This is a genomic window from Aliinostoc sp. HNIBRCY26, from assembly GCF_050235535.1.
In the GTDB taxonomy this organism is placed as follows: Bacteria; Cyanobacteriota; Cyanobacteriia; order Cyanobacteriales; family Nostocaceae; genus Trichormus.
On record NZ_CP189852.1, the window covers coordinates 2,648,235 to 2,669,380 of the forward strand.

At 41.1% G+C, this 21,146-nt stretch carries 18 protein-coding genes; 15 read left to right on the forward strand and 3 right to left on the reverse strand.

Annotated elements, in window-relative coordinates; all coding sequences use genetic code 11:
• Positions 1–138: 138 nt before the first annotated feature.
• Positions 139–2,289, reverse strand: a complete 2,151-nt coding sequence (locus ACQFX9_RS11245) for an FAD/NAD(P)-binding protein (protein ID WP_427162071.1) — start codon at positions 2,287–2,289, stop codon at positions 139–141.
• Between the two features lie 902 nt (positions 2,290–3,191).
• Here ACQFX9_RS11245 and ACQFX9_RS11250 point away from each other — a divergent pair.
• The 9 genes from ACQFX9_RS11250 to ACQFX9_RS11290 all read left to right on the forward strand — a co-directional run bounded on the left by ACQFX9_RS11250 (position 3,192) and on the right by ACQFX9_RS11290 (position 12,267).
• Entirely contained in the window at positions 3,192–3,503 is a 312-nt protein-coding gene (locus ACQFX9_RS11250) for a hypothetical protein (protein WP_427162072.1), read from the forward strand.
• A 112-nt stretch (positions 3,504–3,615) separates the two neighbouring features.
• Positions 3,616–4,263, forward strand: a complete 648-nt coding sequence (locus ACQFX9_RS11255; protein WP_427162074.1) for an HAD-IA family hydrolase — start codon at positions 3,616–3,618, stop codon at positions 4,261–4,263.
• A 135-nt stretch (positions 4,264–4,398) separates the two neighbouring features.
• Complete coding sequence (locus tag ACQFX9_RS11260) at positions 4,399–5,784, forward strand: cystathionine beta-synthase (protein ID WP_427162075.1); 1,386 nt, start codon at positions 4,399–4,401, stop codon at positions 5,782–5,784.
• The gene (locus ACQFX9_RS11265) at positions 5,774–6,910 is read left to right on the forward strand and encodes a cystathionine gamma-synthase (protein ID WP_427162076.1); all 1,137 of its coding nucleotides are present in this window, start codon (positions 5,774–5,776) and stop codon (positions 6,908–6,910) included. Before ACQFX9_RS11260 ends, ACQFX9_RS11265 begins: the two co-directional genes overlap by 11 nt.
• Before the next feature lie 387 nt (positions 6,911–7,297).
• On the forward strand, positions 7,298–8,260 hold the full coding sequence (locus tag ACQFX9_RS11270) for a sulfurtransferase (protein WP_427162077.1): 963 nt from the start codon (positions 7,298–7,300) through the stop codon (positions 8,258–8,260).
• A gap of 53 nt (positions 8,261–8,313) precedes the next feature.
• The gene (locus ACQFX9_RS11275) at positions 8,314–8,487 is read left to right on the forward strand and encodes a hypothetical protein (RefSeq protein WP_427162078.1); all 174 of its coding nucleotides are present in this window, start codon (positions 8,314–8,316) and stop codon (positions 8,485–8,487) included.
• A gap of 153 nt (positions 8,488–8,640) precedes the next feature.
• On the forward strand, positions 8,641–9,801 hold the full coding sequence (locus ACQFX9_RS11280; protein WP_427162079.1) for a YeeE/YedE family protein: 1,161 nt from the start codon (positions 8,641–8,643) through the stop codon (positions 9,799–9,801).
• Positions 9,802–10,259: 458 nt separating this feature from the next.
• Complete coding sequence (locus tag ACQFX9_RS11285) at positions 10,260–11,921, forward strand: FAD-binding protein (RefSeq protein WP_427162080.1); 1,662 nt, start codon at positions 10,260–10,262, stop codon at positions 11,919–11,921.
• A 4-nt stretch (positions 11,922–11,925) separates the two neighbouring features.
• Entirely contained in the window at positions 11,926–12,267 is a 342-nt protein-coding gene (locus ACQFX9_RS11290; protein ID WP_427162081.1) for a 4Fe-4S binding protein, read from the forward strand.
• Positions 12,268–12,512: 245 nt separating this feature from the next.
• Here the strand turns inward: ACQFX9_RS11290 and ACQFX9_RS11295 are convergent, their stop codons facing one another.
• Positions 12,513–13,649 (reverse strand): IS4 family transposase, encoded by a 1,137-nt coding sequence (locus ACQFX9_RS11295; RefSeq protein WP_427162786.1) that lies wholly within the window; start codon positions 13,647–13,649, stop codon positions 12,513–12,515.
• Positions 13,650–13,984: 335 nt separating this feature from the next.
• On the opposite strand from ACQFX9_RS11295, the gene ACQFX9_RS11300 reads away from it, so the two are divergent.
• The 6 genes from ACQFX9_RS11300 to ACQFX9_RS11325 all read left to right on the forward strand — a co-directional run bounded on the left by ACQFX9_RS11300 (position 13,985) and on the right by ACQFX9_RS11325 (position 20,507).
• Positions 13,985–15,289, forward strand: a complete 1,305-nt coding sequence (locus ACQFX9_RS11300) for an O-acetylhomoserine aminocarboxypropyltransferase/cysteine synthase family protein (RefSeq protein WP_427162082.1) — start codon at positions 13,985–13,987, stop codon at positions 15,287–15,289.
• Between the two features lie 65 nt (positions 15,290–15,354).
• Positions 15,355–16,434 (forward strand): homoserine O-acetyltransferase MetX, encoded by a 1,080-nt coding sequence (gene metX / locus ACQFX9_RS11305; RefSeq protein ID WP_427162083.1) that lies wholly within the window; start codon positions 15,355–15,357, stop codon positions 16,432–16,434.
• Between the two features lie 110 nt (positions 16,435–16,544).
• Positions 16,545–17,483, forward strand: coding sequence for an ABC transporter substrate-binding protein (locus ACQFX9_RS11310; protein ID WP_427162084.1), 939 nt, complete (start codon positions 16,545–16,547; stop codon positions 17,481–17,483).
• A gap of 210 nt (positions 17,484–17,693) precedes the next feature.
• Entirely contained in the window at positions 17,694–18,719 is a 1,026-nt protein-coding gene (locus ACQFX9_RS11315; protein WP_427162085.1) for an ABC transporter substrate-binding protein, read from the forward strand.
• Positions 18,720–18,815: 96 nt separating this feature from the next.
• Positions 18,816–19,613: an ABC transporter ATP-binding protein gene (locus tag ACQFX9_RS11320; protein WP_427162086.1), complete on the forward strand. Its 798-nt coding sequence runs from the start codon at positions 18,816–18,818 to the stop codon at positions 19,611–19,613.
• Between the two features lie 9 nt (positions 19,614–19,622).
• Entirely contained in the window at positions 19,623–20,507 is an 885-nt protein-coding gene (locus ACQFX9_RS11325) for an ABC transporter permease (RefSeq protein WP_427162087.1), read from the forward strand.
• 61 nt (positions 20,508–20,568) lie between these two features.
• On the opposite strand, the gene ssuE is transcribed toward ACQFX9_RS11325, so the two are convergent.
• Positions 20,569–21,135, reverse strand: a complete 567-nt coding sequence (gene ssuE, locus ACQFX9_RS11330; RefSeq protein WP_427162089.1) for an NADPH-dependent FMN reductase — start codon at positions 21,133–21,135, stop codon at positions 20,569–20,571.
• Positions 21,136–21,146: the final 11 nt, after the last annotated feature.

The window sequence follows — 21,146 nt, forward strand, 5'->3', positions numbered from 1 at the left end:
ACTGTAGGGTGCGTCAGTATGAATAATCTCTTGGTATAGTTAGGTTTTCTCGCACTGACGCACCCTACTAAGCTATTTATTTGGGATAATTTATTTTTTGGTGTTCCCTTAGCCTAGCAATTTTGGATTGGTGAACTACTAGATTTGATAGTCTAGGGTTACGACAATTTTGCCCCCATGCTTATTTGCAGGTAAAGCTTCTGACATCTTTTGAGGATAAGGTAAGTTTAAACTTTTCATCAATTCAATGAACTGGTGGCGACTACGTCCAACAAAGCGGGGATTGCAACGTTTTTCACCTCCAATAGTAGACACGGTACGTCCTTGGTAGTCGTGACCAGGATAGACAAAGGTTTCATCGGGAAGGGTAAATAGCTTTTGTGTGATGACATCGTATAGCAATCCCGCATCACCATTTTGGAAGTCTGTACGTCCACAACCCCGAATTAATAAAGCATCTCCAGTTAATAGATGAGTCCCATTGACTAAGTAAGCCATATGGCTATCTGTATGACCGGGGGTAGCGATCGCTTGTATTTTGACGCTACCTAGTTGTAAGATTTCTCCATCACGGATGTAGCCATCTGCACCCACAACATCAGCATTTTCAGGAAAAATATTTACACATCCTGTATATTGTCGCAGTTGACCTGCTCCAGTAATATGGTCAGCATGAACATGAGTTTCTAAGCAGTAGTGCAGAGTTAATCCCATTTCTCTTAGTATTTGCAAGTCACGTTCGACTTGTTCTAAAACAGGATCTACTAAAATAGCGGCTTTAGTGGCTGCATCACCAATTAGGTAAGTATAGGTACTCGATTCTTTATCAAAGAGTTGACGAAATAGCATAGTCGGTTTGAATAACTCGTGTACCAGATTGTTAGTGTAGGGTTTGTAGTTGAGGGATTGCAGTAACTCTTGTGTCAAATTCGCGGCTTGGGTGCGAATTTCAGGTACAGCTGTGCTTTCCCAAAGATTTCCTTTACGTGGTGTTCCTAGTGTGTATAGCTGTTGCGAAACCTTACCTTCAGCATCAATTAATGCACCGTTGTTAGCAGTATCGATACCAATTGATAGAGGGTGAGGACGCATGAGACGTTGTTCTTGGAGACTAGCAATTAATGGATGTTGTAATCTCCGATAGTTACAATTTGCACCTGTACAATTAATAATTCTGTTGACTCGCAAAACGATATTTTCGCCTGTTCTTCGTGCTTTAATCGTGACATCAATACCTTTTTCTACTTCCCGACAAGTTTGAATTTGACCAGCATAATAAGTAAGTTGACTAGTCTGAACAATGGTATTGAGTAACTCGTCAATTTCCTCTGCAATCCGGTGACGGTGTACTTCCCAGTAGGTTTTGATGTGGCGTAAAAATCGCTGCTGTTCTGGGAATGGTAGTATTTGCCAAAGCGGTTGCAGAATTGGACGAATTGCATCGATAACTGCACGCCAGTCTTGTCCTTGAGTCGAAGCTGTTTGTATTTCTTTGCGGACTAAGTGTAGTAATCTTCGTACAGTTTTTGGTGCAGTATCTAAATCAATAAATGCTGGATAAGAGGTTGTGAGTTTGTGAGACTGAGGCTTTAATCCGTGGCGGGAAACGGCGTAAATCTTTCCTTTAAATCCTTGTTGATGTAAGGATACAACTACATCAACCATTGTTAGACCTGTTCCGACTAGCAAAATCGTATCATCTGGATTGAGGTGAGAAATTGCATCATTAGACCAAGCGTCTCTCACATGGGGGTGATTATGTCCTAAAGAGGCTATTGGCTGTGGTGAAGATGCAGAAAAATTCCCTAAAGCTAATACAACTTTCTGTGCAGATAAATACTGTCCACTTTGTAGATAGATGGTGGCTAGATCATCGGTTGTAGTAATGGCGATCGCTTCATCAAAAATCCTCTCTAATTGTACCCCATCGGCTGCATTTGCTTCTGCTGTGTGAACAATTGCTTGGATATATTTTCCATAAATCCGACGCTGTACATATGTCGATGCAGTGACTTGTGAATAGCCATTTGTATGCAACCAGTTTAAAAAATGTTCTGGTTGATCAGCAAAAGCACTCATCCGACCTGCTGGTACATTCAACAAATGACCATCAACTAACGTACTATAAGCCACACCTTTACCGATTTCTGGTCTACGTTCAATTAACTTAATTACCAGTGGTGTACTTGCATTTCGGAGTAAATTTGCTGCGACTAAAGAACCACTAACGCCACCACCAATGATAGCGATCGCCTCAGAATAGGTTTGGTTGAAAATATTTTCGTACATAAGTTATTTGCAATAACTTTGTGTCTATGAAATCAATTTATTGCAGATTAATGGCTAATATCTATGCTTGATAAATTAAACAAATATAAACACCCATTAGGCGATGCTAAAAGGGGTATATTCTCACTAATTGACGCAACTCCAATGAAATAAGCATTTTGATGCAGGATTTATATTTAATTCCGAAATTAAACATAAATTTTTCTGAGGCTTTTATTTTTAGTTGCTTAACAATATCAAAATCCTCCGAGATAAATGTCAATTTATCTTGACATTTACCGCTAATAACATCTATTAATGAAAGGAATATTTTGACATTTAAGTAATTAAAGTAACTTCTATTACTCAATATATAATGGTTAATTAATCTGACTCCTATTAGCATATAACATGATTTTTGATTAATCAAATATTTTTATGATTCAAGCATGACAATTTTTGATGAACAGATATTTTCTATTAAGAGAAAACCTATAAATTTCTATTGAGATAAATACCTACCTTAATTAAGGTAATTAAAAGTTGGCGTTGCATAAATGCGGGATGAATTAAGCTTTTCTATCCAAGTAAACTACCGATTTTTTGCGGCTTTGCGCCTACTCTCCGAGAACGACTTCGTCGAATGCGCGAAACATAAATCATCCCATTAATCAACAACGCCTAAAAGTTTTGTTAATTGCATCTTTTTCACCATAGATATCAGTTTTCAGGTAACTATCAGAAGAGATGCGTAAACTACTCTAACTAAGCTGACGCTATAGTTGCAGCTTCTGCACTCACAAGCGAGTGCCGCAGACGAGACTTTAATCCCCTCCAGAGAATCATGTATACTACGGTAAATATATAAGCTTTATGTGCTTTAATTGTTCCTACAGGAATCTAGATACAGCCGGAGTTACTCAGTGAGAGAGATTCAGCGTCCAAAAATATCAACGAAGGCGAAGCAGTTTACCGAGTCGGTGATTCGGGAAATGACGAGAATAGCGGTACAGTACGGTGCGGTGAATCTAGCTCAAGGTTTTCCAGATTTTCCTTGTCCGCCAGACTTGAAACAAGCAGCTTATGAGGCGATTGAGACGGATATCAATCAATATGCCATCACTTGGGGGGATAGATTATTTCGGGAAGCGATCGCTCATAAAGCAAATTGGTATTTGGGTTTCAATAACAAAAATATAGTCAGAAATAGTCAGACATTAACATTTATGGTATGATTTTGCACATACAATCGGGTTGTTCTCTCGCAACTTTCCTAAAGTATTGGGTATCCATCCTAACGCGTTGAAAATGAGGAGTTAAATCCCATCTAGCTTTTAGTATTTAAATATGTATGCCTCTGTTATTTTGTTTGATTTAGATGGGACTTTAACAGATCCCAAACTTGGCATTACTCGCTGTATTCAATTTGCCATATCAGAACTTGGTCACAGTCCACCTGATGCAGATAAATTAGATTGGTGTATCGGGCCTCCCATCAAAGATAGTTTCTCCCAGTTATTAAACACTTCAGAGGAGACAGTTTTAGCACAAGCAATTTCACTATATCGTCATCGCTTTGCCACAATTGGATTATTTGAAAATTCTCTTTATCCCCAAATTGTAGAAACCCTAGAAGCTATTCAGCTCGCTGGTTATCAAACCTTTGTTGCCACTTCTAAACCACATATTTATGCTACCAGTATCATTGATCATTTTAGATTATCCTCATTTTTTAATCACGTTTACGGCAGTGAACTGGATGGAACTCGGAGTGTAAAAAGTGACTTAATTAATTACATTTTGCTTGCCGAAAATCTTGACCCTACTAATGTGGTGATGGTAGGCGATCGCTCTCACGATATGATCGGAGCTAAACATAACGGCGTAACTGCAATTGGTGTCACCTACGGCTACGGAACTGAGGAAGAATTAACAACTTATGGTGCTGATTTGATTGCCCGTACTCCAGATGAGATTGCTAGATTACTGATTTAGGTCAAGACTCACCTTTATTAACGAATTCTGCCATAAGTAGGATGTTATAGAATTCACTAACTATTTAATTAAAAAATTGGTGTGAGCATAAAAAAACAATAACACCAAATTTGTCATCACTGACAAGGATTAAATATGGCTAATTACGACAATATTTTACAAGCAATTGGTAGAACTCCCTTAGTCAGACTGAATCGAGTTACTGAAAATATTCAATCTACTATTTACGCGAAAGTAGAATATCTCAACCCTGGTGGGAGTACCAAAGATAGAATTGCTCTCAGTATGATAGAAAACGCTGAGAAAACAGGTCAACTGCAACCAGGAGGAACTATTATTGAAGCTACCGCAGGTAATACTGGTGTGGGATTAGCACTCATTGCCGCAGTTAAAAAATATCGCTGTATTTTTGTCATGCCTGATAAAATGAGTCAGGATAAAATTAACCTACTCAAAGCTTATGGTGCAGAAGTTGTTGTTACTCCCACATCTGTACCGCCTGACTCTCCAGAAAGTTATAACGGTGTAGCGGAAAGATTAGCTAAAGAAATTCCCGGCGCGTATAGACCAAATCAATTTGAAAACCCGAATAATCCTCTAGCTCATTATTTAACAACTGGGCCAGAAATATGGTCAGATAGTCAAGGTAAAATTGATGTTTTTGTTGCCGGTATGGGGACTGGTGGGACAATTTCTGGAGTTGCTAAATATCTCAAAGAACAAAACCCAAATATTATTATTGTTGGTGCAGATCCAGAAGGTTCTATCCTCTCAGGAGATAGCCCTAAATCTTATAAAGTTGAAGGTATTGGTGAAGACTTTATTCCTAAAACTTTTAATCGTCAATTAGTTGATGAAATGATTCGCGTCAGCGATAAAGAATCTTTTAATATGGCGCGTCGTCTTGCTAGAGAAGAAGGCTTATTAGTGGGAGGTTCTTGTGGTACAGTAGTAGCCGCAGCCCTCAAGTATGCAGCGCGATTATCACAGCCAAAATATATTGTAGTTTTGTTACCAGATACAGGAAGAAACTACATTAATAAAATTTACTCTGATGCGTGGATGCAAGAAAATGGTTTTTGGGAAGGTAAAACAGTTAAAACTATAAAAATTGGGGAAATTCTACACCAAAAGACTGATTTCCCTTCTTTGGTTGCTGTTAGTCCCAGCGATACTTTAAGCCAAGCCACCAACTTACTGCAAAAACTCAATATTTCTCAGTTACCTGTAATTGATCATCACCATGTAGTGGGTAGCCTCAATGAAGCATCTTTGATGAAATTTCTTTACGACGGGATTAATTTTTCTAACCAGCAAGTTTTAGCTGTGATGGGTAAACCACTCCCAATTCTCGATGAAAATGTAGATGTTGCTGAAGCTTATCGAGTGCTGTTATCAGGAACAACCGGAATTATTATTACGCGTCATGATATTCCCGTTGGGTTAATTACTAGAGCCGATTTAATTAGATATTGGATTAGTCAAAACCAAGAAAAATCAAAGGTAAACAATGGAATTTGAAACTAAAGCTATTCATGAAGGTCAACAATCAGATCCACAAACTGGTGCGGTGATTGTGCCGATTTATTTAACTTCTACATATCAACAAGAAGCCATAGGTCAGCACAAAGGATATGAATATTCTCGCACAGGCAACCCCACTCGCAATGCTTTAGAAGAAGCTTTAGCAGCAATTGAAAATGGTAAATATGGGTTAGCATTTGCTTCTGGTTTAGCGGCTACAACCACTGTCTTAAGTCTACTGAAAAGTGGCGATCATATTGTGGCTGGCGATGATTTGTATGGTGGTACTTATCGCTTGTTAGAAAAGGTGGTAAAAAATTGGGGTGTAAGCACTACCTATGTAGATATTGATGATATTTCTAACTTTGAAAAGGCTATTCAACCCAACACTAAACTGATTTGGGTAGAAACTCCTACAAATCCCTTATTAAAAATCATTGATATTACCGCACTAGCAAATATTGCTCATCAACACAATATTATTCTAGTAGTTGATAACACCTTTGCTAGCCCTTACTTTCAAAGACCGTTAGATAATGGTGCAGATATTGTTGTTCACAGTACCACCAAATATTTAGGAGGACACAGCGATATTATTGGCGGCGCAGTGGTGACATCAAATGAACAACTATATACTGAATTGAAATTTTATCAAAATGCGATTGGGGCTGTTCCTAGTCCCTTTGATAGTTGGTTAGTGCTGCGAGGGATTAAAACTTTAGCTGTGAGAATGCGAGAACACGAAAAAAATGCTTTATTGTTAGCTAAATTTTTAGAACAGCACCCCAAAGTTGAACGTGTTTATTATCCTGGTTTACCTAGTCATGAACAACATCAATTAGCTAAATCACAAATGTCTGGGTTTGGTGGGATGATTAGTTTGGAATTAAAAGGCGATTTTGCCGAGGTGGAAAAATTTGCTTCCCGTCTTAAGCTATTTTTGTTAGCAGAAAGTTTAGGTGGTGTAGAATCATTACTTTGCTATCCGGCAAAAATGACTCATGGTTCTTTACCACAGGAAGAAAGATATAAACGGGGAATTAATGATAATTTAGTTCGTCTTTCTGTGGGAATTGAGAATGTATTAGACTTGCAAGCTGATTTGGAAAATGCTTTGAGTTGAAAATTTGGAGTTTAGGGAACAGAGGTTCTCATTTTTGGTTGGGGAAGTTTTGGATAATTAACTCCCTACCAAAAAATTAGCGATCGCATTTTCCCTCTTCCTTCCACTTTCTCAGCAAAATACTACCATCTCTTGACAATTTATAGCTTGTACTTATATTTAGCGCAAGTAATTATTATAAAAACCTATTGATACCATATTGAATACCTATACCTCTAACTACAACTGCGGCATCCATAGCACTTGTATTCCGCTTGTATATGTGGAATGCTTATATACATAAATACAAAATCCTGTTTATCGCTCGACTTAGAGTATTTTAACTGCTAGATGTGACTTAACATCTGGCGAGTTTCCCTTGGAATATATAGACAGCTAACAACAATCATGAAGACACGGAAATTTTCCTGGGCAAAGTGGAAGCAGAATAAACTGTTTGCTTTAGGCCTAGCAATTTGTGCTTGTTTATTAATCACTCCCATACTGCATTTACCAGTGTGGGGAGCTACATCTGCGGCTAAGATTCAGTTCGTTTCGCCTAATTGGGTAGCAGAGAATGCCAAAGATCCCAACCTGAGAATTTTAGATGTGAGAAATTTACCTCTAGACTATATCGATGGACACCTACCTGGAGCAGTGAATATTGCTGATACAGCCTTTCGTGGCCCCAGAGAAGGTCTACCGGTGCAATATTGGGAAAATCAGAAATTAGGTCAAATATTTGCTAATTCAGGAGTTACCAATAACAGTCGTGTCCTCGTTTACTCTGACGGTAGAGACGTACTAGGCGCGACGATGGTAGCTTATTTGCTAGAACGGTCTGGAGTCAAAGACATAGCTGTGTTGGATGGTGGCTACAAAAGTTACGAAGCCGCATCACTATCAGTAACTAAAGAATTTCCTCAATATAAAGCGGGTAAATTCACAGTTAAAGATAACCCTGCTGTGCGTGTTTCATTAAATGATGTTAGAAAACTGATTGGGAAAAAAGGCGTTACCTTCATCGACCCCAGACCGGCGGATTTATTCCAAGGGAAGGAAAAGATTTGGTTACGGAATGGGCATATCCCTGGGGCGCGCAATATCCCTTGGCCGACCTTTACAGATGCTCAAAATCCTCACAAACTGAAATCTTTAGAGGAAATCAAGAAAATCCTGGCTGACAAAAAAATTACTCCGGCTGATGACATCATCGTTAGTTGTAGTACAGGAAGGGAAGCAACTCTGCAATATGTGGTGTTAAAGCATTTGCTGGGTTATCCCAACGTTCGAGTGTATGAAGGTTCTTGGACTGAGTACAGCACTCAATCAGACCTACCTGTAGCTACTGGCCCTGAACAGGTAAGTTAGAGGTATATGAGACCGTTGAATATTAGTATTCTTTGCAACTGATGAGGATAAAAATGATGAAATTTGCAATGTTATCTTTGGCTGTGTTATTGACTAGCTTCGGTATTGTAGATACTCTCCAAGCTAATCAATCTGTGAATAATTCTGATCAGGAAAGTTTAGTAGGTTGTAGACGGAGTAAAGATACTCAAACCACAGACCAAGACAAAAACACTTCCAGAGTTTAATGTCTCAAAAAAAGGGATAGGTATTCCATCTGATTTTTGAGAAAAACTGATAAAGCGATCGCAACGTAACTAACCCAACGATTGATTTTTTCCACGTTGGGTTTTAGCTAAATCTGGCTCAGACTAATTCTGAATTGTTTTATGAGTAGTGGTGTGGACAATATACTTCCATCAGAATCCCGTTTATTACCACCTAAACCGCAAAAATTAATTGTGGCGATCGCAATCTTCTTTTTTACAGCCGGATCAGTCTTGTTGAGTGAATATGGCTGGCGACAAAGTGTATTATTTCTCATTGGTGGTTTGTTGGGCATTAGCCTTTATCATTCTAGTTTTGGTTTTGCTTCTGCTTACCGTAAACTACTGTTAAACAGGGATGCGCGAGGAATATACGCCCAGTTGTTGATGTTAGCGATCGCGACTGTATTATTTGCACCAGTGTTAGCGGCTGGAAAGGTTTTTGGTCAAGAAGTTACAGGTGCGATCGCTCCTGTGGGTATATCAGGCGCGATCGGTGCATTCATTTTTGGCATAGGAATGCAATTAGGTGGTGCTTGTGGTTGCGGTACACTGTATACCATCGGTGGTGGTAGTTATACTATGATTATCACCTTGCTCACCTTTTGTCTAGGAGCATTTTGGGCTAGTTTAACTAGACACCTCTGGGCTAGTTTACCCAAGACTGAACCCATCGTTTTAGGTGAAACTCTTGGTTGGACAGGTGCAGTAGTCTTACAGTTAGGAATTCTACTATTGTTAGCAGGGTTGCTGTGGTTATGGAGTAAAAACAGCAACCCTGCATCCGCAGAACCTCCCTCACCCACAGGCTTAGGATTTTTATTATTTACAGGAGGAATAGCCTTAGCTGTACTGAATTGGCTCACCCTGATAATTTCTGGCGAACCTTGGCGAATTACCTGGGGCTTTGCTTTATGGACAGCCAAAATTGCCACAGTTTTAGGTTGGAATCCCTCCACAAGTCAATTTTGGGATGGCGATACAGCCTTATCCGATAGCGTGTTTGCAGATGTAACATCTGTGATGAATTTGGGTATTATCTTGGGTGCATTATTAGCAGCAGCCTTAGCTGGAAAACTTACGCCACAAACTCAAGTTAGCCCATCGAAAATTCTTGCTCAAGTGATTGGTGGTTTAATCATGGGTTATGGTGCTTTTACGGCCTTCGGATGCAATGTCAGTGCCTTTTTCAGTGCCATTGCTTCCACTAGCCTACATGGTTGGGTGTGGATTATTTGCGCTTTGTTAGGTACTGCAATTGGTATTAAGCTACGTCCTTTGTTCCATCTAAGTTGAGAGTGGTGAGTGGTAAGTGCTGAGTTTTGAGTAAAATTCCTGGTAGCTAGTCAAGAGTTTCTAGTGTTCTGCCAAGAGAACTTTGCAAGATTAATAGCAGCAAAAAAATCTCTTTCTTCCCCTGCTCCCCCTGCTCCCCCTGCTTGAGCCTAGCAATTTGGGGTTGGTGAACTACTGGTGGGACTGCCAAATTAAGAAACTACTAACAAAAATATATTCACTCAAGATTTCAGTTCCAGAGTTCAATCTGGAATTATTTTTCTACATTAATTTAGAATATCTAATATTTAGTGTATCATAATGAATATTTTAAAGATTGTTCCGACTCTCTAAAACGATAGACTCAGCCTTGCTCTTTGAGGGAGTTCGTCTTGAGGTTAATTATGTCAAAGGTTTTATAGACCGTGGAACGAACTCTGAGGAATTGACAAATCAATATCCATTAGGAGGAAAAAGAATTGCTCACAAATTATAGTGAAAATGAACTACAGTTAACTGCTGATGTATTAGTCATTGGTGGTGGCCCTGCGGCTGCGTGGGCAGCTTGGGCAGCAGCAGATCAAGGTGTTAAAGTCATCATTGCTGATAAAGGATTTCTCGGTACGAGTGGCGCAGCTGCCGCTAGTGGTAATGGCATTATGGCTCCTTCTCCAGAAAATTGGGAAAAGGTTGTATCAGAGCGTTATCGCATAGGAAAAAACCTCGCTAACTTACGTTGGATTGAGAGGGTGATCGAAAAAACTTGGCTGAGTTTGCCCTTAGTGGAAAATTGGGGCTATCGTTTCCCTAAAGAAAATGGGGAATCGGTGCGTCAGAGTTATTACGGCCCGGAATATATGCGGGTAATGCGAAAAAACCTCTTACGTGTCGGGGTGGAGATTCTTGATCAGAGTCCTGTGTTAGAACTTTTATTGACTGACGACGGTGCAGTCGCTGGAGCTAGAGGTGTACAGAGACAAAATCATCGTACCTATACTGTTCGGGCTGGTGCGGTAGTCATGGCTAATGGCGGTTGTGCATTCTTGAGTAAAGCATTAGGTTGCAATACTAATACAGGTGATGGAATGCTCATGGCGGTAGAAGCTGGTAGTGAACTCTCTAGTATGGAAGCTTCAAATCACTATGCCATCTCCACAGGTTTTAATGCCACAGTGACAAGGGGTGTTCCCTTTGGCTGGGCTAGTTACAGTGATGAAGCAGGTAATGATTTAGGTGGTTATATTAATGGTCGTCGTGACCCTGCTTTTCTTCCCAATGCTCTTTTAAAAGGCTCTGTTTATGCTCGTTTGGATCGAGCTACACCAGAAGTGAAAGCTGTGATTGAAAAATCCCATTTCATCGCTTTTCTACCCTATAAAAAAGCTGGGATTGATCCCTATACAGAACGTGTACCAGTCACTCTGATTTTAGAAGGTACGGTGCGCGGTACAGGTGGAATTAAAATTATTAATGATAGTTGTGGCACAACAGTTCCTGGTCTTTATGCGGCTGGGGATGCAGCATCACGGGAATTTCTAGCTGGTTTAGCTTCTGGAGGTGGCGGGCCGAATGCGGCTTGGGCAATCTCTACAGGACAATGGGCGGGAGTGGGAGCAGCAGAATTTGCCAAGAGTCTAGGTGTTCATGCTCATGATCGAGTTGTGCGTCCTGCGGGTCAAGTGGGATTGCGATCGCCGATGGTGGGCGGAACGCCATCGCCTTCAACAACTTCCGAAACCTTTGATAGTGAAGCGATCGTGCGCGGTGTCCAAGCTGAGATGTTTCCACTAGAGAAGAATTATTTACGCTCAGAGAAGGGTCTGCTGGATTCTCTCGCCAAATTAGAAACGCTCTGGCAGCAAGTACAAATGACCCCGAAACAAGATAGTGTACGCGATATAGAAGTTTCGCGCCGTGCTGCGGCTCTGACTGCTGTAGCTCGATGGGCATATTTTAGTGCTTTACATCGCACAGAAAGCCGCAGTGAACATATCCGCGTGGATTATCCCGAAACTGATGTTAATCAGCGTTATTATCAAGCCACAGGCGGCTTAGACAAGTTATGGGTGAGACGAGATTGGATTACAGAACCAATTGCCACATCCCCAGTAGTTAACAATCCCACTCCAGCCTCAGTATAACTTTATGATTGAACTTGTCAGCCATCAGCTTTGTATTAATTGCAATGTATGTGTCAAAGTTTGTCCAACCAATGTCTTTGATGCAGTTCCCGATCAACCACCCGCGATCGCCCGTAAGGAAGATTGTCAAACTTGTTTCATGTGTGAAGCTTATTGTCCTGCCGATGCGCTCTATGTCGCACCCGAATCTCATACTGAGATCGCGGTTAATGAAGACGACTTAATTGCTAGTGGCATTATGGGTGAATATCGCCGCATCTTGGGTTGGGGATATGGCAGGAAAAACAATAGTGAATTAGATACTGCCCATAAATTACGCCAACTTCCGCGCCCATATCAAAGTTAATACCTGCGCTAAAAAGAGGATCAAGAAGACTAATTTAGACAATCATTTGTTTAGTTTGTTGACCCAATACTTCTCGGTTAAGAGTTAAGCAGTATTGAGAATAAAAAAAGTGAGTGGTTGACGTTTAGTACCCGCTCCTGAGTGGATTGGTTTTCTAGATGGAAACTTAGAACGAGGTTTTTTGACTACTCTGGGATTTGTTCTGCCCTGTCTTGGAGGGATTTTTTGCTCCATAATTTCTAGAATTAACTTGGAGAAAAAAAGGGTAACTGCTCACCATTAGCATCTTGAAAATCAGAAATAGCTCGACGAATAACTTTGAGAGAACCAGTAAAACCTAAGCGTAATGGAGATATGCCAGCAGCAGTTGCGGCTTGAAACATTAAAGTACGAACTGCATAATGGCTTAAAAGCCAGCCGTAGATTTCTTGAACAACTTCGCGGGGTTTGAGAGAACGAATTGGAGTTTTACGTCCATTAAGATGGGTTTTTAACTCATCAATAGTATTTTCGATTTCCCAACGCTGATGATATTCTGTAGCCAACAATAAAGCCGGAAATAGAGCAATATCCATCAAACTGGTAATTAGACGATAAGTTTGTTGTCCATTTTCAGAGTCAATAGTATATTCTATAACTCGTACTTGAATCCTTGTTCCGCCTTTGTTCTTGGATTTGCGGTCTGGAGCAATCCAGGACAAATATGAGCCATCGTTTAAAACCTTGTCTACGGGAAATTTAACGTTCTTTGGCACTCGGCCTAAATAGTGGCATCCGCACTTTAAGGTGGCATGAACCATACGGTAAGAATGTAGCCCTCTATCCCACATCAGCAGCATCCCTTGACTGCAAGCTCGGAGTAATTTTAAAGCTCGTACTCTTTCTCCTATGCGGTAAGGACACATCAAGGCATCAACAATTAAATGCGTTCCCGCCTCAATTAGCAATACTAAACGGACTTTGGGAAATGCCGCTCTAGTTCCTTTTCTACTGCCTGGATATCCAAACACCCTGGCATTAGCCGCACTATCTGGCACATCCAACACTGTACCGTCTACTGCCATTACTCGTAGTCCTCCTAAAAATGCTCCTGGAGTCTGCACTGTCGCTAATGGTCTGACTATCTTGTGAAACAGCCGACTCATTACCCAACATCCCAATCTCTGTCTGGCTTCACTAATTGAAGAACTACTTGGTACTTTCCAATACTGCCCTAATCGCGTCCATTCTCTACTTAATCCACTCACCAGATTTTTCAGTACGTCCCCCATTGCATCTGATGACCATAGATTCATCGCTATGACTAGACACACTACCAACCCAGATGGCAATTTCCGCGTTCGCTCTTCATCACTGTCTGTCTCTGATAGAGTTTCTCTGATTACTGATGGCGAAATGACTGTTTCTATTGCTTTGAATATTAACTCTGCTTCTAAGGTTGGCGTTATCAACGAAAAATCTTTTAGCAGCACCAATTTTTCCCATCCCACTTCTTGGAGAACAATTATCACTTTACCTTGCTTTTGTTCTTAACCGAGAAGTATTGTTTGTTGACCAAAGAAGGCAGGGGGAGAAACACTACTCCTCCTGCTCTTTTCGCTGACTGCTAAATTTTAGCAGTCTAACAATTCTGGATTTTCTATTTGGATGTTAAAATACTAAAAGTCGATAGTTTTATAGTAGTTTACTAAAATATCTTGCCTGTCTGTAATTTTCTATGTCTGAAAAATATCGTTTTGAAACTTTGCAAGTTCATGCTGGACAAGAACCAGCTTTAGGAACTAATGCCCGTGCTGTACCGATTTATCAAACAACTTCATACGTGTTTGATGATGCCGAGCATGGAGCGCGGTTGTTTGCTCTGCAAGAGTTCGGCAACATTTACACGCGGATGATGAATCCGACAACAGACGTATTTGAAAAACGTATTGCAGCTTTAGAAGGGGGTGTGGCAGCATTAGCCACGTCTAGCGGTCAAGCGGCGCAGTTCTTAGCTATCAGCACGATCGCTCAAGCTGGAGATAACATTGTTTCCACCAGTTTTTTATATGGGGGAACCTATAACCAATTTAAAGTCTCTCTACCACGTTTAGGAATAAATGTCAAATTTGTCGAAGGCGATGATGTAGAAACTTTTCGTCAGGCGATCGACGATCGCACAAAAGCATTGTATGTAGAAACCATTGGCAATCCCCAATTCAACATTCCCGACTTTGCTGCTTTATCCCACATTGCCCATGAACATGGCATTCCCCTAATTGTTGATAATACCTTTGGGGCTGGGGGATATCTGGCTCGACCAATTGAATACGGTGCAGATATTGTAGTTGAGTCTGCAACTAAGTGGATTGGTGGTCACGGCACTTCTATCGGTGGTGTAATTGTCGATTCTGGTAAATTTGACTGGGGTAATGGCAAGTTCCCCGTATTTACAGAACCATCACCTGGTTATCATGGGCTGAATTTTCAAGAGGTATTTGGTGTAGGTAGTCCCTTCGGTAATATTGCCTTTATTATTCGCGCCAGAGTAGAAGGCTTAAGGGATTTCGGCCCCTCATTGAGTCCATTTAACGCATTTTTACTATTGCAAGGATTAGAAACACTCTCTTTGCGTGTAGACCGCCATGTCTCCAACGCCTTAGAATTAGCCCAGTGGCTAGAACAACAACCCCAAGTAGCATGGGTAAATTATCCCGGACTTCCCCATCACCCTTATCACAAGCGAGCCAAAAAATATCTCAGACACGGATTTGGTGGCGTATTAAATTTTGGTATCAAAGGCGGATTAGAAGCGGGAAAAGCCTTTATTAATCATGTGAAATTAGCAAGTCACTTAGCAAACGTGGGTGATGCTAAAACCCTGGTAATACATCCTGCTTCCACAACCCATCAACAGTTAAGTGATATAGAACAACTTTCTGCTGGTGTGACACCTGATTTAGTACGTGTATCCGTGGGAATTGAACACATAGACGACATCAAGGAAGATTTTGAGCAAGCATTTCAAAAGATTAGTCAATAGTCAATGGTCAATAGTCAATAGTCAACAACCCCTCTGCAACCACTCCCCACCTAGTTAGTATTTAGATGAATTATCAGGACTTCATTTCACCGCAAACTCAGTATTATCATTTACCAATGCCATTTGAGTTAGAAGGAGGCGGGGTTTTAACTGGGGTTCAGGTTGCTTATCGGACTTGGGGAAAGTTAAACTCAGCAGGTGATAATGGAGTGCTGATTTGTCATGCTTTAACTGGTTCGGCTGATGCTGACGAATGGTGGGAAGGTTTGTTGGGTGCAAACAAAGCACTAGATAGCGATCGCGATTTTATTATATGTAGCAATATTTTGGGCAGTTGCTACGGTACAACAGGAGCAACGAGCATCAATCCCCAAACCGGAATCCCTTACGGTGCATCATTTCCGGCAATTACGATTCGGGATATGGTGCGCTTACAAGCTGCACTAATTAAATATTTGGGAATTAAATCTTTACGGCTAGTCATTGGTGGCTCACTAGGTGGAATGCAGGTACTAGAGTGGGCGTTACTATATCCAGACATCGTACAAGCGATCGCACCCATTGCTACTTCCGGTAGACATTCAGCTTGGTGTATTGGCTTGAGTGAAGCCCAAAGACAGGCTATCTATGCTGATCCCAACTGGAAAGGGGGTAACTACACACTAGAACAGCCACCGAGCCAAGGATTAGCGGTAGCACGGATGATGGCGATGAGTGCTTACCGTTCTTGGCAAAGCTTTACAGACCGTTTTGGACGACAGTATGATGTAGCGGCTGATCAATTTGCGATCGCTAGCTATCTCCAACATCATGGTCAAAGGCTAGTACAGAGATTTGATGCCAATACTTATATTACTCTTACCCAAGCGATGGATAGCCATGATGTTGCTCAAGGTCGAGACTATCAATCAGTTCTGCGAAGCATCAGACAACCTGCTTTAGTTGTGGCTATTGATTCTGATATTCTTTATCCGCCGGCAGAGCAACAAGAACTCGCAGATTTCATCCCTCATGCTCAACTAGGTTGGTTGCAATCTAGCTATGGTCACGATGCTTTTTTAATTGATACAGCCGTCCTCAATCAGCTAGTGATTAACTTTCGACAATCTTTAGGTTTCAAAACCCTCTCTGATGTCACACTTTAGCTCAGAGTTGTCATTCTCTGTAGCAGTGTAAAAAAATATTTTTAATCTTGACTAAATACTAGTATTTACCGGAGAATAAATCTTGCTTATACAAATCAAGGAGATAAACCTTGAGTAACACCAATCTTGCACTCAAGAAGATTACGACAGAGATTAGTGGGACAGTCTTCTCACTTCCCTACTATGTAGCTCGTGATCAAGGCTATTTTGCTGATTTAGGAATAGAGATAGAGTTTGTTAAACGCAATTATGGCGATCGCCCTGCCAATATTACACTGATTGATGACCACCGTCAGGTGAGTTCTTTCGGTGGTACGTCTCTGTTTGAGCAAGGCCAAAGCAGCCTCTATCGGGCTTGTGAGTGGGGACAAGTACGTCGCACATATGATAGTTGCCGTGGTGGACAGGTAATAGCCAAACGAGCTGCTATTGCTAGCCAAGCCATTATTGTGCGCCCAGACTCGCCCTACAATATCCCCCAAGACTTAGCTAATGTACCGGTAGGAGTCAACTTCCATCACGGTTCTCACTACATTGCTATTCAAACCCTAGAAGGCTTTTTACCTCAAGAAGAGATTAAAGTCGTACACATTGAAGGCGGCGGACAAAACAAGCAATTCAACCGCTTTGTGGCTTTGCGTGATGGACTGGTTGATGCGGTTGCAGTGATGGAACCTTGGATTACAGTTGCAGAAAAACTGGGCTACAAAATTATTGCTGAGGCTCACTATGTGGGTCTAGAGATTGCTAGTTCAGAAGTAGATCAAGAGAGCTTTGAGGCTATCAACAAAGCTATTCGTCGAGCCGTCCAGGATCTACAAGCAGACCCCATCCGCTATACAAAGTATCTGATAGATGACGTATCTGAAGAGATTGTCAAACTTGAACCTTCAGATTTCCGTCGTAACCGCCTGCGCTACGCAGATCCAGCACCATACTCTGAAGCTGATTTCCAACGCACATACAACTGGATGGTGAAGTGGGGACTCATTCAACCTGATGCGTCCTTCCAACAAATAGTTGATAACAGAGTTCTTACAGCTAATTGATTGTGTCATCTCTTGCCCTACAAACGTGGGCTGATCCAAATTAGGTAAAACCCACGTTTTTTTGAAAGAGTAGAGCATTTTGCCAGAGGATTGATGAAATTCTCTCAACCCGACTAAAAAGATCAGCAGACTGAAGAATAAGTTTTAATTATCAAAAATCCACCAATAGTCTAACTAGGTTCTAATTTGAATCCAATTCTGAATCAACAAATGCACACACGTAGAGAATTTTTGAAATATGCTTCTTTAGGAGCTACGACAGCTCTAGCAACAACAGCTTGGGATAGCATCACCCAGCCTGCTGCTAGCCAAGGAACTATTAGCGTCAAATTAGGAGCAGTAAGCGGTATTAATTCCATTGACGTTTGGATTCCCGAAGATTTGGGTTATTTTGATGCTGCTGGCTTGAATGCTCAAGTAATCACCTTTCAAAGTGGTGCAAAGATGCGCGATGCGTTGATTGCAGGAGAAATTGATTTTGCTGCTCAAGCACCTTTACACGTCTACTTATCGCGGCTGAGGGGAGTGCCTTTAAATATTGTCGCTAACCGTCGTAATCTAGTTGATACTTCCTTAATAGTACATTCTGATTTGCGTTCTCAAATTAAGAGTGTTAGTGACCTAAAAGGAAGAAAGGTGTCGGCTGGAGAAATTGGTACTTGGAGTTGGGCTGTGTTTGTCACATACCTGCGTCAACATGGATTAAGTGACAAAGATATTCAATATGTTCAAAGTACCACTGCTTCTACTTATACGCTGTTGAAAACTCGTCAGGTGGATGCAGCGATCGCAGGCGCGCCTGATCTCCACAGACTGCTGAAAGAAGGAACAGTGTTTCAACTACTGAATGCTTTAGATCCAAACATACATAAGAAATATTTTGGAGCTAACGAAGCGATGACCCGTGCTTGGCTTAGTCACGACAGAGTGACATCCCAAAAGCCGGAAGCTGTGAAAAGATTGGTGACAGTCGTCAATCGGACTTTCACTTATATGCACCAAACCCCACCGGAACAAATCTTGAAAGTGGTGGGTAAACGTTTTGATCGCGCCAATTTAGACGCTATTCTCACAGGTCTGCGGACGGAACTCAAGCGTTCTGTTCCTCGCAATGCTTCTATTAGTCAGGCAGCATATCTTGCAGACCAAAAAGTATTTGTAAATACAGGAATTATTAAGAGAATAGTTCCCTATTCTCAAGGAGTATTTGATAAGTTTGCAGGACGTAGAGCCTAGTTTAACTATCTTGATAATTGCTAAGTCAAAACCAGGGGAGAAAACAGAACTCCCAAAAGATATTTTTTTGGTGAAAGAGTAGGGAGAATCTGAAATATGTCAACCCCGATGATTGATACCCAAAATCTCAGTATTTCTTATTGGAGTAAGAATAAGCGGATTGAAGCATTACAGAATGTGAGCTTGAGCATTAATGCTGGCGAATTTGTCAGCTTAATTGGCCCTAGTGGCTGCGGCAAAAGTACATTACTGAATGTGATTGCGGGGTTAATTAGTCCTGGTACAGAGGTGAATGGTAGTTTTAATACGAGTGGAATTAAAGAAATTGGCTATTTGTTTCAAAAACAAACTTTACTACCATGGCGTACAGTAATAGATAATGTCACTGCGCCTTTAGAAATTCGTGGTTTACCCAAAAATGAGGGTAGAAAAAAAGCCTTAGCATTGCTAGAAAAATATGGTTTGTCGGGGTTTGAGCAGAGTTTTCCTAGAGAACTTTCAGGAGGAATGCAGCAGCGTGTATTGCTGATTCGGACGCTGATTTATGAACCAGATGTAGTTTTACTGGATGAGCCTTTGAGTAGTTTGGATGCTCAAACACGCGCTCTTTTACAGGATGAATTTCTGCGATTATGGCGTGATACCGGATGCACTTTTATCTTAGTAACTCATGACTTAGATGAAGCGATCGCACTTTCTGAGCGAGTATTTTTATTGAGTGCGCGTCCTGGCAAAATTGTCAAGGAATTTCAGATTGATTTACCCCAAGAAAGATCCGCGATCGCTATTCGTACAGATCCCAGATTTCAACAAATTCAGCGTGAGATGTGGTCAGAACTGACGACACAAGTATTACAACAGCAAGACCGAGGATTTGCACTTTTTAAAAGTTAATTGGATAAAATGAGAACTACCCGCAATCGAACCTTAAATCTTGGACAATCTCATTTCTCTGCTAGTGAGAAAAAACCACAAAATTCTGATTCTCAGAACATTCAAAGCAAATGGGGGAAACGCATACTCCAACTAGCAATCCAGCTAACACCTCTAGCTGTGATTCTGCTGGTGTGGGAAGTCGGTACAGGGGCGTTTAACATTTCTCCGTTTATTGAACCTGCACTGGTGGGGAAACCGAGTGCGATCGTCCTAGAGGTATGGGTTCTATTATCTAGCGGGAGTATATTTCAGCATATCTTTGTCACCTTTCAAGAGGCCATGACTGGGTTAGTCTTAGCAATGATTGGCGGTATTAGTCTGGGAATTGTTCTGGCTTATTCGCCATCAGGTGCAAGGATAGCTCTTCCTTATGTGCAGATATTTAATTCTTTACCTCGTATTGCTTTAGCTCCCTTCTTTATTGTCTGGTTTGGGATTGGATTACTCTCAAAAGTCTTGCTAGCAGCTTTAGCCGCTTTTTTCCCCATATTTTTTACCACTTATCAGGGACTCCAAAGTATTGAGCGCGAGTTAGTAGCAGCCTTTCAAGTCATGGGTGCAAATCGCTGGCAAATGCTGCACATGGTTGTACTGCCTTCGGTTCTGAGTTGGGTAATAGCTGGGATTCGGACGAGTTTGGGTATGGCTTTAGTCGGGGCTTTGGTAGCTGAGTATATTGGTTCAACCCAGGGTTTAGGTTATCTGTTGATGGCGGCACAGGGAACTTTAAATGTTGATCAGGCCTGGGCTATATTGGTAATTTTGGCATTCATTAGTGTCTTACTGGATTGGGGAGTACGCATTTTAGAAGCTTACGTTTTACGGTGGCGACCAAATCCTAGAGAACTGTAGCGAAAAACAGCAGATGGATGGAAATCGCCCATCTGCTAGAAAAAAAGAGTCAATGAGAAATTTAATTACTGTGGGCTAATTGTTTAGTCTGATTCTGGAAATTATCCACTGCAAGAGTAAACTCCTTCAGGACATCTTGCAATCTTTGGTTGATTTCTTCATCAATTTGTACACCACCATCAGTGAGAATTTGAATTTGCTTATCAACTGCGTATACTGTGCTTAATATATGTCGTGCGCCTAATTCAGACAACACAGGTTTTAAGGCATACTCAACTGATAATAAATGGGCAATTGTCCCACCTGTTGCTATTGGTAGTATGACTTTGCCGATGAAGGCTTTCTGCGGTAATAAATCTAAAAATGCTTTCAGCACACCTGTGTAAGCTGCTTTGTAGATAGGAGTGGCAATAATGATACCACTGGCTTTTTCTATTAAAGCTTTGGGTTTTTCTAAGGCAGCACTATCATAGCGTCCATAGGCTAAGTCTTCGGCTGGTATATCTCGAACTGAGATGATATCTATATCTATACCTGGCTGTGATAAAGTTTTGGCAGCGTGTTCTAGAATGGCGTAAGTTCTGGAAGGATGAGAGGGACTACCAGCGATCGCTAATATATGTGTCATGTGAAAGATGT

What these genes read in the sequence shown, in the direction of transcription:
- ACQFX9_RS11245 (WP_427162071.1), bottom strand. Translation starts at nt 2,289, where the DNA reads ATGTACGAAAATATTTTCAACCAAACCTATTCTGAGGCGATCGCTATC.
- ACQFX9_RS11255 (WP_427162074.1), top strand. Translation starts at nt 3,616, where the DNA reads ATGTATGCCTCTGTTATTTTGTTTGATTTAGATGGGACTTTAACAGAT.
- ACQFX9_RS11260 (WP_427162075.1), top strand. Translation starts at nt 4,399, where the DNA reads ATGGCTAATTACGACAATATTTTACAAGCAATTGGTAGAACTCCCTTA.
- ACQFX9_RS11265 (WP_427162076.1), top strand. Translation starts at nt 5,774, where the DNA reads ATGGAATTTGAAACTAAAGCTATTCATGAAGGTCAACAATCAGATCCA.
- ACQFX9_RS11270 (WP_427162077.1), top strand. Translation starts at nt 7,298, where the DNA reads ATGAAGACACGGAAATTTTCCTGGGCAAAGTGGAAGCAGAATAAACTG.
- ACQFX9_RS11275 (WP_427162078.1), top strand. Translation starts at nt 8,314, where the DNA reads ATGATGAAATTTGCAATGTTATCTTTGGCTGTGTTATTGACTAGCTTC.
- ACQFX9_RS11290 (WP_427162081.1), top strand. Translation starts at nt 11,926, where the DNA reads ATGATTGAACTTGTCAGCCATCAGCTTTGTATTAATTGCAATGTATGT.
- ACQFX9_RS11300 (WP_427162082.1), top strand. Translation starts at nt 13,985, where the DNA reads ATGTCTGAAAAATATCGTTTTGAAACTTTGCAAGTTCATGCTGGACAA.
- metX (WP_427162083.1), top strand. Translation starts at nt 15,355, where the DNA reads ATGAATTATCAGGACTTCATTTCACCGCAAACTCAGTATTATCATTTA.
- ACQFX9_RS11315 (WP_427162085.1), top strand. Translation starts at nt 17,694, where the DNA reads ATGCACACACGTAGAGAATTTTTGAAATATGCTTCTTTAGGAGCTACG.
- ACQFX9_RS11320 (WP_427162086.1), top strand. Translation starts at nt 18,816, where the DNA reads ATGTCAACCCCGATGATTGATACCCAAAATCTCAGTATTTCTTATTGG.
- ACQFX9_RS11325 (WP_427162087.1), top strand. Translation starts at nt 19,623, where the DNA reads ATGAGAACTACCCGCAATCGAACCTTAAATCTTGGACAATCTCATTTC.
- ssuE (WP_427162089.1), bottom strand. Translation starts at nt 21,135, where the DNA reads ATGACACATATATTAGCGATCGCTGGTAGTCCCTCTCATCCTTCCAGA.